This window comes from Bradyrhizobium sp. LLZ17, from assembly GCF_041200145.1.
Taxonomy (GTDB): domain Bacteria; phylum Pseudomonadota; class Alphaproteobacteria; order Rhizobiales; family Xanthobacteraceae; genus Bradyrhizobium.
In genome coordinates this window covers 3249760-3263916 of sequence record NZ_CP165734.1, presented here as the reverse complement: position 1 = coordinate 3263916, position 14157 = coordinate 3249760, and the positions used below count along the sequence as shown (strand labels likewise).

Below are 14157 nucleotides of genomic sequence, written 5' to 3'. Positions count from 1 at the left end.
CTGCCGTTCTAAGAGGAGTGATTTCGAAAGGTAGTGCGACGCTGCGCTACTTCCCCTTCCAGGATATTGACCGGCGTCCAATCTGGCGGTGGTGGATTTGCTGCGAGCGCTCTCGCGCGATTTCCAAACAGCGCTGATGCTGGATCAATGTCTGCCGTTCGCCCGAACGCATCAGCCGCCTTCGCAAACTCCCTTGCCCGCCAGCACGCCAGCCCTTCTGCGTAAGCCGCCGCGGCCTTTGCCTGCTCGTCGCTCTCCTCGCCCTGCTCCGCCAACGGCTCGAACACCTTGATCGCCTCGCCGCGTCCCAGAACCCTGATCGCATCGAGCTCGCGCCAGACGAAGCTGTCGCCGGCCTGCGCCATCGTGGTTTCCGACGCCATGATCGCGGTGCCGTAATATTTGTTGGCGCCTTCGAGTCGCGAGGCAACGTTCACGGTGTCGCTCATCACGGTGTAGTTGAAGCGGCGGGTCGAGCCGATATTGCCGACCACGGCCTCGCCGCTGTTGAGCCCGATCCGATGTGACAGGCCGCGGCCGGCGAAAGCGGCGCTGCTTGCATTGAGCGCGGCCAGCTCGTCGCGGCACTTCAGCGCGGCGCGAACGGCGTTGCGGGCGTGCAAGGGATCGTTGGCCGGAGCGCCGAACATGGCGACGATGGAGTCGCCGATATATTTGTCGACATAGCCGCCATGGCTTTCGATGATATCGGTCATGGCGGACAGATATTCATTCATCAATGCGACCAGCTCGCCCGGTGTCATCTTCTCGGCAATCGACGAAAAGCCACTGAGGTCCGAGAAGAACATGGTGATGTTGCGCATCTCGCCGCCGAGCACGGGCATCTTGCCGGAGCTGACCATGCTGTTGATCACCTCCGGGGCGAGATAGAGCGCAAAGCTCTTGCGCAGGAAGCGCTCTTCGCGATCGGCGACGACGAAGCGGTAGCCGATCATCATGGCGAGTGCGGCGAGACCCGCGAGCGCAGGCTCTGTCAGCGGCAGCGCCAATGCGTGGACGAACGTGCTGACGGCGACAGCGGTGTAGGCTGCGGTGAGTGCGAACCAGGTAAGCACCGCACCGCTCGGTGCGAGCAGGCACGCCGCCAAGGCGATGATCGCCGCGAATGCGATCGTGACAAACGTCCGCGCCGGAACGCCGAGCTCTGTTACCCCATCTCGTTCCATGAGATTGCGCACGGCCGTGGCATGCACGAAAACGCCGGCGATGTCGCTGCGGGCCCTCTGAACGGTCTGCGCCGAGGCGGGCAGGGTACACCGTGCGCCCGGCGTTCCGTCATATCCGCCGGAAAGGTGCATCGAGGTGAGCTTGCGGTCGTCGGAGGTGAGGATGCTGCCGAGCAGCACGACCTTACCGTCGAAGGCACGGCGGAAGAAATCGCGATCACCCTTCTCGACACAGGCGTGCAGGTCCGCGAAGGAATAGGCCGGCACGTCGCGGCCGATCCCGCGGAAATTCAGGGTCAGCGTGTTGGGGACCGCGCTCGGGATGGCATAGCCGGATAGTTCGGTGGCGCCGGACGGCGTGGTCTCGGGCTGTGCAGCGAGCGCACGCGCGGCGAGCTCCACGGCCATCGCAGGAACCGGCTTGCCGTCGATGGAGAAGCTCAGCGGCATCCGTCGGATCACATCGTCGGGATCGGTGTAAACGTTGAGGGCGCGGACATTGTTTTTCACCGCGAGTCGCTGTGCTGGGTCGGGCCCCTCCGGATGGTCGTTGCTGAGCTTCTCGCCGAGGACGAGCAGGCCGCTGTCGGACAGCTTCCGCAGGGCGATGAGATAGTCCCGGTCAAAGCCTTTGATGCGGCCGCCGAGCGGCGCATCGCCAAAGGAGATCTCGGATTGCTCGATCGAGCTTGGAAAGATCACATCGAAGCCGACCACCTTGGCGCCGCCGTCGGTGATACTCCTGAGCACGCGGCCGATCTCGCGCGTCCAGGTCTGCGTCGGCGATCCCTTGAAGGGCGGGGTGTCGTAGGTTTCCCCGTCAATGGCCACCACGACGACCGGCGATGTCGCGGGATCGCGCTGGTCGCCGACGAGCTTGCCGCGCAAGGCCGTGAGGATGTCGAGCGAGAAACCTTGTAGTATTTGAAGTGGCGGAGACGTGAAGACCGCGCCTGCAACGAGCGCAATCAGGATCGCCACAACCATGTCCCGCCTGCCGATCCGCCGCATCGCGCTGTCGCGGCCCGGCTATTCGAGCCGCAGCAAGCGGCCTACAATCGGCGTCGGGGACGCGGTCGCGCTGGTGTCGACCTGGAAGGCGTATCGCTTGGCGCCGAGCGTTGCGAGATAGGTGCCGCCCGGGGTCAGCGACTTTCCGGCTTTGGACAAGTCATAGAACTTGCCGGCGACCATGATGTCGCCCTTGAGCGGAACGCTGATGATGGGCTCCTTGCCGTCGGTGCGCTCGATCACGAGCGTGCTGCCGCTCCTGGCCTGCACCAGCGGTGCTGTGCCGTAGATCGTGGGCAGCTTGGCCGGCGCCGCCTTGCCGTCGGATCGCATGGTACGAAATGTGGTCGCCGCGCTCTGGTTCGCCTCGCGTTCCGAGAGCTGTGCGGCGTTGGCGTCGCAGGGGACCTTGACCCGTTGCACGTTGCCGAGCTGCACGGTGCTCTGCTCGGTGCCGACCAGAACGACGCCTTCGCTGATGGTCTCGCGCTGGCATGATTTGAGATAGCTGAGCGTGATCCCCGCCTTGGGTCCGAGCTTGATGATCTTGCCGGGCGCCACATAGTCCATGAACTCGACGCCGTCGACTTTGCCCTGCACGTCCTCGACGATCGCGGCGGGCGTTTCCGCAAGCGCCGGGGCCGCGAAACAGAACACGACGACAATGGTGCCGATCAGGCTTCTCATGGGCTTTCTCATCCAGTTCGAACGATATGCGACCGATCCCCGCCCTGGCCGAAGCTTAGCAGCGCATGGCACAGTCAAGTGTGATCAGAATCACCTTTGTTACAGGTTCACTCTAGCAGGAACAGGTTCAGACCCGCGATGGCAGAAAGCGGAGTTGAAGCAAACCACCACTGCCGCCGCTCGCTGGCGTCGCGCGTGCGACATCGGCAATTTGACGAATTGATTTTGAAGGCCGTTAACCGTGGCGCAACGCGCGCCATATCAGCCATTGTCGCGCCCCAGAGTTCGAAGCAAATACCGTCTGAATTCTACGACGGGTATTTTGATGCTGAGAGACGGCAAATACGCTGCCTGGTTCAGGACCCAGCGCGGCCAAGGCACCGGCCTCGTGGATCTAGTCGAGGGCCGGATCTCGGGTCGCGACAGCTTCTTCACTTACGGCGGCTCCTATCAGGTCGATCAGCAACGCTTCACGGGCGTCCTGACCGTGAAACGGCATGCCGACGGCCCGGCGAGCGTGGTTGGTCCGGACGAGTTCGAGGTCAGGCTTTCCGGCGTGTGCAGCGGTGTCGTGGCGACCTGTTCGGGATCGGCCAGGGAAGCGCCTGACATCAAGTTCGAGGCAACACTGATCTACAGCCAGGAAGAGGTGCCGGCGGCGGACGCCAGATGCGCGGTGGTGAAGCTCAAGGCCGACAAATTGCCCAAGGGCCTCGACAGCCGGTCGCGGCCGCACCATCCGCTCGCGCCGCCCAGGGCACCTGTGTCTTAGCGGCCTCTCTTAGTGCTGCGTTGACGCTATTGCAGCGATGGCACGTCGCAACGGGCATCGCGCAACAAAGCTTTTAGACATGAAAACCTAGTCTGCGGCTGGACAATATGGTGGGAAGAACATGCCTCAGATCTGGATGACATATGACGAACTCGGCACGCTCTGTGACTGCGCCAGCGGTGACGCCAAGTTGCGAGCCATTCATCTGTCGCTTGACCGTAAAAAAAGTCGCGACGGCGCGACCCGTGTCAAACTGGACCTGGCGCTAATGGCCAAATTCTTCGCCTCGGTCCGTGAGTCGGATTTTGATCTTGATAGCACCATCGAGGCGCTTCAGGCCACCCATCGTCACATGGCCGAACTCCTCACACCCAACGAGTTCCTCAGCCGGCGCCGGGCGGCTTCAGCCGCCGCAAACAGATCCATCCGAGGGTAGCGCGGCCGGAGGCCGAGCAGATTCCCGCGATGGTTGTCTCGAATCAGGCATAAATTGGCATCCGGAATTTACGGCTAGGGCCGGGGTTCCAACCCGCACGGGCCTGAGCGCCCGCAAGGAGGATGCAATGAGGAAGGCCACCATTGGGTCTGCGTGACCCCTTAGGAACGGCGATGCTGGGTGGACTGGTCTTCACGATGGTCGCAACGGCAAGCGCAGAAGTCGTGAAGCTGCAGGCGGACCTCAAAGGCGGCAATGAAGTGCCGCCGAACAGCTCGTCCGGATCAGGGAAGGCAGAGGCAACCTACGATACCGAAACGAAAATCCTGAGCTATACCGTCACCTATGCCGGCCTGACGGGTCCCGCGATGGGGGCCCACTTCCACGGCCCGGTGGAGGCCGGCAAGAACGGCGGCATCGTGCTGCCCTTCAAGACCGTCCAGAGCCCGATCCAGGGCAGCGCGACTCTCACGGACAATCAGGCCACGGATTTGCTGGCTGGAAAGTGGTACGCGAACATTCACACGGCCATGAATCCGGGTGGTGAGCTTCGCGGGCAGATGTTGAAGTAGGGACAAGGTTCAAGTCGAGCCGCCGCGATTTCGTCGCACTTCCCCGGATAGATGGCGCCGAATTTGACCTCGGAGCCCACCATGAAACATTTCCTGCCCCTGGTTTTGGTAGCGGCTGTTTTTTCTCACGCGGATGCCCGAGCCATGCTTCGCGACGCTTCGATCGAGCATGATTTGAGCAGGGTGAGAAAAACGTTCGAAGCCATCACCTTGTCTCAAAGCGGCCAAGCGGCAGACCTGAGAACAGCCCGCGCGGTCGTTCGGGACGCAGAAACCCCTCCGCGCTGATCGGCCGCTCGCATTGAGCTCATGATGCGCACTGCGATTGGCCAGCAGGCGCTTACTGTTGACGACGAATTCCCATCTCTTTCTGCAATTGAGGTGAGAGGCCCATTGCACCTTCGGTTCGTCCTTGGCCGGTGCCCAGGTTCAGAGGGGATTGGGTGGAAGGGGAAGTCGTTCCTGCTGGCGATCCTGTAGACGTGGTGGTCGCGCTGGACGAATTGGAGCTGGTCCCGGCATAGCCGCTTCGCACACCGTTGCTGTAGGTGCTTTGGGCGGCAGCCGACACAGAGGCGCCAATGAGAAAAGCTCCAGCCAGGAGCACATGACGTTTGCCGGTCATAATTCGAGATCCCTCGAGGTTGGCCGCGATTGTGGATCAGACGCAGCCGTTTGCCAACCGGACATTGTCGCTCCTGCAGCGAAGGCCGGAGCCGAGACTGACTAGGACGGGGCTCTGGGCAAGAAGGCGAGGATCGTCTGAGCCAAAAAGACGCCTACGGTTCCGCCGGCCGCCTTTTGTAGCAGGTCCAACAGCGCGGGATCGCGATCGGGCGTTAACGCTTGCAAGACTTCTAGCCCGATTGCGACGGACACCACAAACCCGCATGCTACCCCGAACCGCCCAGGCAGCAGAAAGGACAACAGAAAGCCCAGCAATCCGTAAGCGCTAAACCGTTCGACGACCACGATCCAGTAGGCCTCGGCGTGACCCACAAGCACCGGTCTTCCAATCAACTTCGCCAGCGTGGCGTAAATAATCAGGGCGAGGCAGAGGGTGGTGGCGGCTATGAGCGGATTTCGAAGCATTGTCTACACAATATCCACATCCACCCAGGGCTACCGACAAACCTCTTGCTATCGTTAAAATCCAATCGTGTCTCCGCTCAGGGGTGCGGATTGACGCTCGATGAGAACGCGCCAAGCTTCCAGTAGTCCGCCCTCGTGGAGTCGTGTCGGGAACTTGGTGCAGAATCAGCCGCTGCGGCGGCCGCTTGATCCGACCCGCGGCATCTGTGCGACATTTCCACTTCGCCCGCCGGAGCGGATCAGGAAATGCGGAGGCTGAGACGGACCAGAGGAGCGGACGTAGGGCTCCCATTTGAGGTATCTCGTACGACGCCGATGCGAGATAACCGACCGCGTGCCATACCCAGCAGCGAACGAGCCTGCCACGATGACGCCCAAGACTAAAAGTTCAAGCATGCGGAAGTACCATCATCCGGACGCTTACTCATCCGATACCGCGGCAACCTCGATAGGGCAGATTTGCGGATTTTCTATGACTCTCGATCACATCAATTTGCCTGCAACCTCCTGGAACTCTGGCATCGTCCGCGAGCATCTGAGAGACACCTTGTTGAGCTCTTCACAAGCAAAGGTTGCGAATCGCAAGACAAGCATTGCCAACATGACAAACCGGAAGCATTGGCCATGCCATTCTAGCCGCGGCTTGTTCCGCGCGTGGCGACCTTAGATGTTTTGCTAACCGACGGGCTCAACGTCCTGGATCGTACCGGGTCGAAGCAGCCAGGGTGCGTTGCTCAAGAAGCTCCATAAGACGGGGCGCTGCAACGAGACGGCCCTCCTCGACGCCGCGGGAGATCAGCGCGATTCAAACCGTGCGAGGCGAGCATGTTCGTGCGATTGACCCGGCCCTTGTCGCACTTGAGCCTTTTCCGAATAGCCCGACCGGATCTCAAGCCGGCCCCCGTCCCGAGCTCAAGACGAGAGCCGGCGACGATTGTGTGATTAGGGCCCAAGATGCCGCCGTACCCGGACTTCGCTCAATTTATACCCGCCTGCATAGTCGCGACCTTGGATCGGACGAGTGACCCAAAGGCGCAACGCCACAAACCCAACGTTAAGGCCAAGCCATACCACTATTCCGAAAATGAAATAATCTGCCACGACGGAATCTCCGCCCTTCAGCAAGTTCTGGCTGGAACTCGGTGGTGGTTCGCTGCGGTGCCGTCAGCCCTTCTTGCCGGGCTTCGGCTTGAGCGACAGGCCGAGACGCGAGGCCATGCGCTTGATGGCGTGAGGCGAACGCCCGAGCTGCTTCGCCGCCTCTTCCAGCGACGTTGAAGACTTGGCCAGCTCCATGAGCCGGCGGTCTTCCTTGAACGACCAGGGCTTGCGCGCCATAACCGAAACATTCCTCTCAGATCGACACAACGACAAAGCCGCCAAGCGGACCCATGTTCGCTCGACGGCTTTGCTTGGGTGGGCCGGGCCTTGGGGAAGCCCGTGCGGAGATGGATATGCGATCCAACGAAACGCGCAACAAAGTCTGCGGATTAAGCTAACCGCTAAACCTTACCGCGAGGAAATCGGCCGTCGGCGCTCCGTATAACCACCGGAGTTTCGTCGGCCGAGGTCCATTCGCCTACGCAAATGGCTTGCATGAAGAATGCGTTGACACGATCAGAAATAGAAGCGGCTTTGCCTGTCCTCGATTAGGCGGTCAGCAGACTTGATGGCCACAATGAACTACTGTGCTCTCCGAATGGCCAGACGAGCACCATGACCATGAGAACAGATTTCGGCGCTGTGGTTGAGAAGATAGCCAGCCAAGGTCCGCTCGGCGACGACACGCTGCAGCCAGGGGACATTGTCTCGACAGACAAGGGCTTCTTCCTGTTTCGCGGTCGGTCAGGAGCCGATGGACAGACTGCGGACTGTGTGCCGATAGCTCCGCGCTAGCTTGATTGCGCGACATTTATTTTTTTCGCGCTATCACCTCGCAAGTTTATGCCAGTCAGAATCGAATTGTACTGCCGCACGCGAATCGTGACCGTCGTAACGACTTTTGGTTCAGAATTGATCCAATCATAATGCATGCTCGCAACATTACCTCGGCGAATTGTCTCTCCATAAAAATTCCGGCGGCTCTTCACTCGACGCGTCATGAGATCGTCGAATTCATTTCCCTATGATCGCGCAAATGATCAACGCGAATACGCAGATGCTTCAAAAGGCCTGGGCGACGTTGCCTATCACCAAGATCAAAGAACGGGCATTCGAAGGCGCGTTCTTCAGCGTGGCGCTGATCGTGATGGCCGGCTGGGTCTATTTCATCACGCTGTTAGTGGTGAGATTGATCCTGTGGTTCTTCAGCTAACAGCAAACGGATGATCGCTCCGCAAGCAGATTGCTGCCCAAGATTTCTCAAGCCTGACAAGAAAATCAGCAGTGCTCATCATCATGTCGACACAACTGCACCATGAGAATGCGATGTCTGGGAGAACGAAGCGTTCCGTAAATGAAAAGACTTCCCAATGGCGCCAGTCCTGATCGTGATCTTGATCTTTCTCACCGGCTTCGGTGTTGGCTACGCCGCACGAGCTTGGCGATCGCGCAAACGCAAGCAGATGCGCCAACTCTACGCACCCTATGGGCCATCTTCATCTCGGCCGGCCACCCGGCGTGCGTTCTGAAGATACACAACTAGAAGGCGGTGAAGCTGCCTTGGCCGGAGCGTGCATACGGAGTGAGCGGATCGCGGAATGTCTCAGTTGAGGTAACCACGTTGGCTTAGGTTAGATCGCAGTCGCCGTTGTCTGCCGGATTACTGGTGGCTAGGTTGCGTACGGATTTTGCTACGGCGGATGATTGGCACCGTGAGCTGTTCAGTTAGGATTTGAGTTGATGATCTGGTTCGTTGCATTGTTCATACCGTTCGAGGGTGTACCGCTGTTCGCTTGGGCGGATGGGCGCCGTCTGGGCGCGTTAAGCCGTCCGTGGGTATCGGGGCGGGCAGCGCGCCATGACTGAACTCAGGAATAACGCCCCGCGGCGATACTTCGTCGATGCCGGTGGGAAGCGCGTTTTGATTGGGCTAACGCTTGAGGAGACCTTCGAGTTCGAGCGGTTGGATAGCCAGCTGGTCGCAAATCCGGGCGACGGCCAAGTCGTAAGCGACGGAGGCGTCGTGTGGCCCGTTGCCGGAGAGCAGCGTTGGCAAGAGCTTTACGCCAAGCACGAACACGCCTGGAAGGCATGGATGGCGCAAAACCAAGGTGAGCAGCCCCCTTGCTTCAGCCTTTATTAACCATCCCGGATCCATTTTCGGGGTCTGGCGCTTCAATGGGAAAATGCACGTATGTTCCAGCTGTTCCTGCGGGCCCGTACCCCCCACTTCCTGAGAGGTAGGTTCAGCGAAGAGCAGGAGTTTCGCGCGCGTTCGCCCGAGCGCGACGCTGCAACCGATCAGTCCCGCATTGAAGCCATCATGTTCGCGATCGAAGACGCTTTGCAGGCTGCCGAGCGGGAGCAATCCGGCCTGAACCGGCGGGTAGAGGATGTGCTGGCACGGGCTGCCGTAACACTCGGCAATGGCGATGACGAATATCTGGAGCGTGAGGCCCTGGATAATCATCATCAGGACCTGTTCGATAGGGAAATCCAAAATGGCCAGCGCCGTCTGAAGGAGCTGGCTTCTTCCATTGCTCACTACAATTTCATTAAAGCGGCTGTGCTGTGCAGGTTTCCCGATTGCAGACCTGCGGGGGACAGCCGTTAAGCGGTATTGGTCATAGGACGCGATCTAGGACTCGTCGCCCCATTGCATCAGGCAGTGTCGCAGCAACATGTAACTGCTAAATGTAACAGTCGCGCAAACCACAAACGCGCATGACAGCAATTGGACCGCATACATAAAAACCACCTCGTTCAACGAACGAGATTACGCGATTCCATTTAAACGGATCCTAACGGCCGCGCCAAGATCGGCGACCAGACTAGTAGACCAGGACCCCCTGTGGGTCCAGCGGGTTCACATAACGAACATAGGTCCGTACCGCTCCGTAATAGTAATGAGGCTCATCCCTCGTGCGGGGATCGAATGAATAGGGATAAGCCTGTTGAAGCGACTTGTGCCGAACCTGAACTACGGTCGGACATCCGCAGCGTGGGCCGCAATATGGATTTGGACCCCGGTCAATGTAAGGGACCCGCGTTGCATGCTTCACCACAGGGATCGCGTAGTCGGCAGCATATGACGGGGTCACCAATGTGGATAAGCAGATAAGCGCAAGTAGTCCGAAAATTGATCGCATGGTAGGTCCCCCAACTGGGTTCCATCTTAGACGTTCCGCGGGGAACGGGCAATATCCCAAAACCAGCTGTGGAGTGACCGCTCAGCGACAGCTGCAGGACCCGGCCGCCTCCAACTAGCCGCGTAACGTTTTGAGACGGACGGGATCGATGGTCCGGATCGTACGCTCCAAGAACTCTTTGCCCCGGCCTGAGGCTTGACGGTAGGCCGACACTAGGGCCGGCGTCTGATCCGGTTTTCGCGTCAACATGAGACGTACATCACCTTGGGCCAAGTCCCTTAGATCGGGGCTGGCAAGCGCATCAAATTGGGTGACGGTAGCAAGTCTTAGAGGCATCAATCGCGCGTCGCTCGGCGCGGTGAGATAGGTCATTTTCAATGCTTCGATTGCTGCAGGTCCGTCAGGGTCCTGTCCGGCCTCCAGCACTGCCAATGCTAACCACAATTCGGCATCATACGGCGCCAAGGAAAGAGCGTGCTTGAGATGCGAACGGGCAAGTTCGCTGTTTGCTCGAATCCCGTGATCGGCTCTCGCCTGCTGGATCGCCTGTAGTGCCAGAACCAGTGCCTCGTTACCTTCAAGATCGGAGCGCAGCGGTGAGATCGTTCCGATCCATTCGACTGGTGCGTTCGAGTTGAGATTGCCTTTGGTTGGATCCTTTGGGAAATCGGGCCGATTCAAGGCCGTCATTTCCGCGGCTCCTGATGCGATCCCAAAGCAGCCGACCGCTGCCGCAAGGGCTAACATTAGGACACGAACTCTGGTTGCTGAATTCATCAAATCTCCAAAGAGAAAACGACAGCCGTGCGTCAATTAGAGAGCGAGCATACTGTCGTCCTGAAGGGCTAAAAGCGTCAGATTTCCCGTCGCATAAGCACCAGTATCGATGTTTATTCGGTTCGGTCGTATGTCTGGCTGTTGGACGGGGGTGTGGCCGTGGACGATGAATTTTCCGAAGTTCTGATTGCTTTCGAGAAATTCTTCACGGATCCAGAGCATGTCCTGCTCTTGTTGTCTTGCCAAGGCGACGCCAGGCTTGACACCCGCATGCACGAAAAAGAAATCGCCGCATACGAAGCGCGCGCGCAGGCTCCTCAAAAAATGCAGCTGACGGACCGGAATTGCGTGCGACAATTGCCGGATGAGTTCGTCTTGTTCGGCCGGATCGGGATTGAGAGAGGGGCTAAGTCCATACGACGCCAAGGTTTGGAGCCCGCCATATTGTTTCCAGTTCTGAAGCTGCGAGGGGGCGTTCAGTACGTCCAAAAGGAAGGTCTCATGATTGCCTTTCAAGAACACCGATTCATGCTTCATGCCACGTTCCATCAGCAGTTCGATGGTTCGATTCGAGTCAGGTCCGCGATCAATGTAGTCTCCGAGGAAAACGTGGATTGCGCGCCTCGACCCTATCGTGGTGAGATCGCGGTCGATTACGGTGAACATTTGCTGGAGAAGATCGGCGCATCCATGAATGTCGCTTATCGCATAGATGCGAATGCCCTCCGGCAGAATCGGCTTTCGCGTCTTATTCCTCGATCTCGACAATCTCATCATTTGCCGAACTTGGCGGCCTTTTCGTCTTCCGGTGTCAATCGCTCGAATAACTGCGTTCAGCGCACATGGTAAACGGAATTGACAAAATCTGCTTAGCTTTTGAGTCCATTTGGCGGGCGAAATGCCGCAGAATTTCAAACTCTTGAGGGTAGCTTCCTAGCCAATAAGCATGCGGGGAGCAACCAATGCGTAGAATCACAACTTTGGCCCTTGGGATCATCGCCGCCGGTCTCATTTGGTTCAAGCCGGTCCATGCGGGACTTCTTGGAATGCCAATGGGGCTTCAATCCGCGATCCAGCGCATGAGGCTCGAGAACCCTACCCTTCCGCCGATGGCATATACGCAATTCTGCCTGCGCTATCGGGACGAGTGCCGCTCACGGCCGATGTTTCGGGGCGGGCCGGTACGGTTGACCGAGGATCGATGGGGGGATCTGAAGGAAGTCAATCAGATGGTTAACCGGGAGATCGCCCCGGAGAGAAATGAGCTTGGCCTGGGCGGCGAGCAATGGGTGATCAATCCTGCGCGGGGCGATTGCAACGACTATGCGGTCAGCAAGCGGCATGAATTGCTGGCGCGTGGCTGGCCGGCGCGGGCCCTGCTGTTGAGTGAGGTTGTCGTCAATTCCGGCGAGCATCACCTCATTCTCGTTGTCCGTACCACGAGTGGAGACTTGGTGCTCGATAACATGACCTCGCTGATCAAGCCGTGGTCCCGCGTCCCCTATCGTTGGGTACGCATGCAGATGCCCAACTCAAAGCTTTGGACGACGATCGTAAGCAGCAGGGCCTAGATTGCCTTCAGATTAAGCTGGTTCGTCCTGTGCTTTGCGCAAGGCCCAGGCCGACCATTACGGCAAGCATGATCTGGGCCGTCGGATTCAACATGCTTGCATCGACAAAGCTGCCGCAGACGGCGACAACCACGGTGGCTGCCGTTGCCGACGCGAAAAACGAGTCCCGTCCGCGTCCGACGGCGCCACGCAAGGCGAATAAGAAGAGCTGAAGCGTAAACGCTGCAAGAATTGGCATGGCCGCGCGTCCCCATTCGATGGCAACCAAAACTGCCGTCGAAGGGGCGGCAAGCCCGCGACCAACACCGTAATCTTGATAAACCCGCGCGACCCACGCGAATGTCCCGACGCCACTCCCGGTCCAGGAGCTGTCGGACATGGCGCGCCGCGCCACGTCAAGAGATGCTTGGTCCTCGGATCTCACAAATCCCAGGAGATCGAGGAACGGGGTGGATTGTGCCAGGGATAACGTTGCCACGACTGCCATTGCGATCAGGACTGCTGCCAAGATTGCCGATGGCCAAGGTCGAAATCCAAGGCGGCGGGCGATTGCAACGAAAAGCATGATCGCAAACCCAAGTCCGGTCAGCGCAAGCAGCATTCGCTCTCCGAGCGCGGCAAAGGAAGCAAGCGAAACAACGATTCCCGCGATGCCGAAGCCCATGCCCACCAGCAGCGGAGTGCTCGAGGCGAGGCCGGCGCCGGCGCGGTTTGAATGTCGCTCGACTGCCATGGCAATCGTTGCGCCGTTTCCGAGTGCCGCAATGACGACTACCACAGCAAAGGAATGGCTGTTTGACCTGCCGATCGGCGGCACGGCTGTCGCGAGGAACTCGATTTGACCAGCCAAGTTCTCAAGCGCAATGAATGTCGCCGCGCCCGTCAGCGTAAGCAAAAGGATTTCTGCCCGTTTTCGATCTCTGGCGATCAGGATTGTCGAGATGATCAGTGATAAGACGGCCAAATACCACGTCAGGCTGCGCAAGGTGCTCCCCGGATCAATGCTGATTCGGCTGGGCAAAGAGGGATCATTGAATGCGACCGCGGCGGTGGGCCAGATGGGACTGGTAAGCGATGCGATCGGAAGCGGAACAATCTGAAGCATCATCCAGGCGATGGGGAAGAGCGCTGCCCAAGCAAATCTGCGGAGCGTGGCAGCGGCAGTGATATCCGCCGGGCTCGCCGCAATGGCGACAGAGGCCAGCATGATCGCGGCGAGCATATAGAGGGCATGCTGGACGAAGATGTAGCTAAGAAATGTTGCGGCTGGAGTTGCGACTAACAGCGCGATCAGAAGGGAGAAGGCGATCGACAATTGAAGACTTCAAAATGGTGAGGGAGGAGGGCGAGCTGGCGACGATCCGCGGATTGATTTACTATCGCATGCGTCGCCAGCGCCGCCAAACGCCTTTTTGCTGGCTCGGTTGCGTCTGCGGACGCAAAACCTGCAGGCCACTTAGCGTCCGGAGTTGTCGGCTGACATTCGTCTGTAGAGCGCGGTTACGGATGCCTTGCGAGAAAACGGTTGCTTCCGCGAATAGCGGGCCAGCAACGTGGTTTGGGCCAACAGGCCGAAGGCATAGCCGGTTTGCGGGGCGAATCCCATCAGCATCCCATATCCGCACGCGACCGCTAGTCCTGCACCAAGCGATAGCTGGGTCACGAACGTGACAACGATCGCGATCAGGCTGAACGGCACCAGAATCCACACGCGAAAACGCCACGCCAGAACCGCGCCGACGAGAAATAGCAAGATGGCAACCGGGGTCATTGTGTCTCTCCGGCGCCACCATTCCACCTAC

Annotated in this window: 17 protein-coding genes; 8 read left to right on the top strand and 9 right to left on the bottom strand. The window is 59.1% G+C overall.

Features of this window, described 5'->3' with window-relative positions:
- Positions 1-8: 8 nt before the first annotated feature.
- Positions 9-2198, bottom strand: coding sequence for an adenylate/guanylate cyclase domain-containing protein (locus tag AB8Z38_RS16075; protein ID WP_369726062.1), 2190 nt, complete (start codon positions 2196-2198; stop codon positions 9-11).
- Between the two features lie 18 nt (positions 2199-2216).
- Complete coding sequence (locus AB8Z38_RS16070; RefSeq protein ID WP_369726061.1) at positions 2217-2885, bottom strand: hypothetical protein; 669 nt, start codon at positions 2883-2885, stop codon at positions 2217-2219.
- Positions 2886-3210: 325 nt separating this feature from the next.
- On the opposite strand from AB8Z38_RS16070, the gene AB8Z38_RS16065 reads away from it, so the two are divergent.
- The 4 genes from AB8Z38_RS16065 to AB8Z38_RS16050 all read left to right on the top strand — a co-directional run bounded on the left by AB8Z38_RS16065 (position 3211) and on the right by AB8Z38_RS16050 (position 4953).
- Complete coding sequence (locus tag AB8Z38_RS16065; RefSeq protein WP_369726060.1) at positions 3211-3657, top strand: hypothetical protein; 447 nt, start codon at positions 3211-3213, stop codon at positions 3655-3657.
- Between the two features lie 121 nt (positions 3658-3778).
- Positions 3779-4093, top strand: coding sequence for a hypothetical protein (locus tag AB8Z38_RS16060; RefSeq protein WP_369726059.1), 315 nt, complete (start codon positions 3779-3781; stop codon positions 4091-4093).
- Between the two features lie 197 nt (positions 4094-4290).
- The gene (locus tag AB8Z38_RS16055) at positions 4291-4665 is read left to right on the top strand and encodes a CHRD domain-containing protein (RefSeq protein ID WP_369726507.1); all 375 of its coding nucleotides are present in this window, start codon (positions 4291-4293) and stop codon (positions 4663-4665) included.
- 81 nt (positions 4666-4746) lie between these two features.
- A complete protein-coding gene (locus AB8Z38_RS16050) occupies positions 4747-4953 on the top strand; it encodes a hypothetical protein (protein ID WP_369726058.1) in 207 nt (68 codons plus the stop codon).
- Between the two features lie 438 nt (positions 4954-5391).
- On the opposite strand, the gene AB8Z38_RS16045 is transcribed toward AB8Z38_RS16050, so the two are convergent.
- Both AB8Z38_RS16045 and AB8Z38_RS16040 read right to left on the bottom strand, forming a co-directional pair.
- Positions 5392-5757 (bottom strand): VanZ family protein, encoded by a 366-nt coding sequence (locus AB8Z38_RS16045; protein ID WP_369726057.1) that lies wholly within the window; start codon positions 5755-5757, stop codon positions 5392-5394.
- 1164 nt (positions 5758-6921) lie between these two features.
- Complete coding sequence (locus tag AB8Z38_RS16040) at positions 6922-7095, bottom strand: hypothetical protein (RefSeq protein WP_369726056.1); 174 nt, start codon at positions 7093-7095, stop codon at positions 6922-6924.
- Between the two features lie 799 nt (positions 7096-7894).
- On the opposite strand from AB8Z38_RS16040, the gene AB8Z38_RS16035 reads away from it, so the two are divergent.
- On the top strand, positions 7895-8071 hold the full coding sequence (locus AB8Z38_RS16035; RefSeq protein WP_369726055.1) for a hypothetical protein: 177 nt from the start codon (positions 7895-7897) through the stop codon (positions 8069-8071).
- Here AB8Z38_RS16035 and AB8Z38_RS16030 read toward each other — a convergent pair.
- Positions 8064-8330 (bottom strand): hypothetical protein, encoded by a 267-nt coding sequence (locus AB8Z38_RS16030; protein WP_369726054.1) that lies wholly within the window; start codon positions 8328-8330, stop codon positions 8064-8066. The two genes, AB8Z38_RS16035 and AB8Z38_RS16030, sit on opposite strands and share 8 nt — an antisense overlap.
- 386 nt (positions 8331-8716) lie before the next feature.
- Here AB8Z38_RS16030 and AB8Z38_RS16025 point away from each other — a divergent pair, with 386 nt between their 5' ends.
- Both AB8Z38_RS16025 and AB8Z38_RS16020 read left to right on the top strand, forming a co-directional pair.
- Positions 8717-9001 carry a hypothetical protein gene (locus tag AB8Z38_RS16025; protein ID WP_369726053.1) on the top strand — a complete coding sequence of 95 codons (285 nt, stop codon included), beginning with the start codon at positions 8717-8719 and terminating at the stop codon, positions 8999-9001.
- Positions 9002-9052: 51 nt separating this feature from the next.
- A complete protein-coding gene (locus AB8Z38_RS16020; protein ID WP_369726052.1) occupies positions 9053-9472 on the top strand; it encodes a hypothetical protein in 420 nt (139 codons plus the stop codon).
- Positions 9473-10121: 649 nt separating this feature from the next.
- Here the strand turns inward: AB8Z38_RS16020 and AB8Z38_RS16015 are convergent.
- Positions 10122-10697, bottom strand: coding sequence for a hypothetical protein (locus tag AB8Z38_RS16015; RefSeq protein ID WP_369726051.1), 576 nt, complete (start codon positions 10695-10697; stop codon positions 10122-10124).
- Between the two features lie 123 nt (positions 10698-10820).
- A complete protein-coding gene (locus tag AB8Z38_RS16010; protein WP_369726506.1) occupies positions 10821-11558 on the bottom strand; it encodes a metallophosphoesterase family protein in 738 nt (245 codons plus the stop codon).
- 188 nt (positions 11559-11746) lie between these two features.
- Between AB8Z38_RS16010 and AB8Z38_RS16005 the strand changes: the two genes are divergently transcribed.
- A complete protein-coding gene (locus AB8Z38_RS16005) occupies positions 11747-12355 on the top strand; it encodes a transglutaminase-like cysteine peptidase (RefSeq protein WP_369726050.1) in 609 nt (202 codons plus the stop codon).
- A gap of 7 nt (positions 12356-12362) precedes the next feature.
- Here AB8Z38_RS16005 and AB8Z38_RS16000 read toward each other — a convergent pair whose 3' ends face one another.
- Positions 12363-13670, bottom strand: a complete 1308-nt coding sequence (locus AB8Z38_RS16000) for a hypothetical protein (RefSeq protein ID WP_369726049.1) — start codon at positions 13668-13670, stop codon at positions 12363-12365.
- 141 nt (positions 13671-13811) lie between these two features.
- The gene (locus AB8Z38_RS15995) at positions 13812-14126 is read right to left on the bottom strand and encodes a hypothetical protein (protein WP_369726048.1); all 315 of its coding nucleotides are present in this window, start codon (positions 14124-14126) and stop codon (positions 13812-13814) included.
- Between the last annotated feature and the right edge of the window lie 31 nt (positions 14127-14157).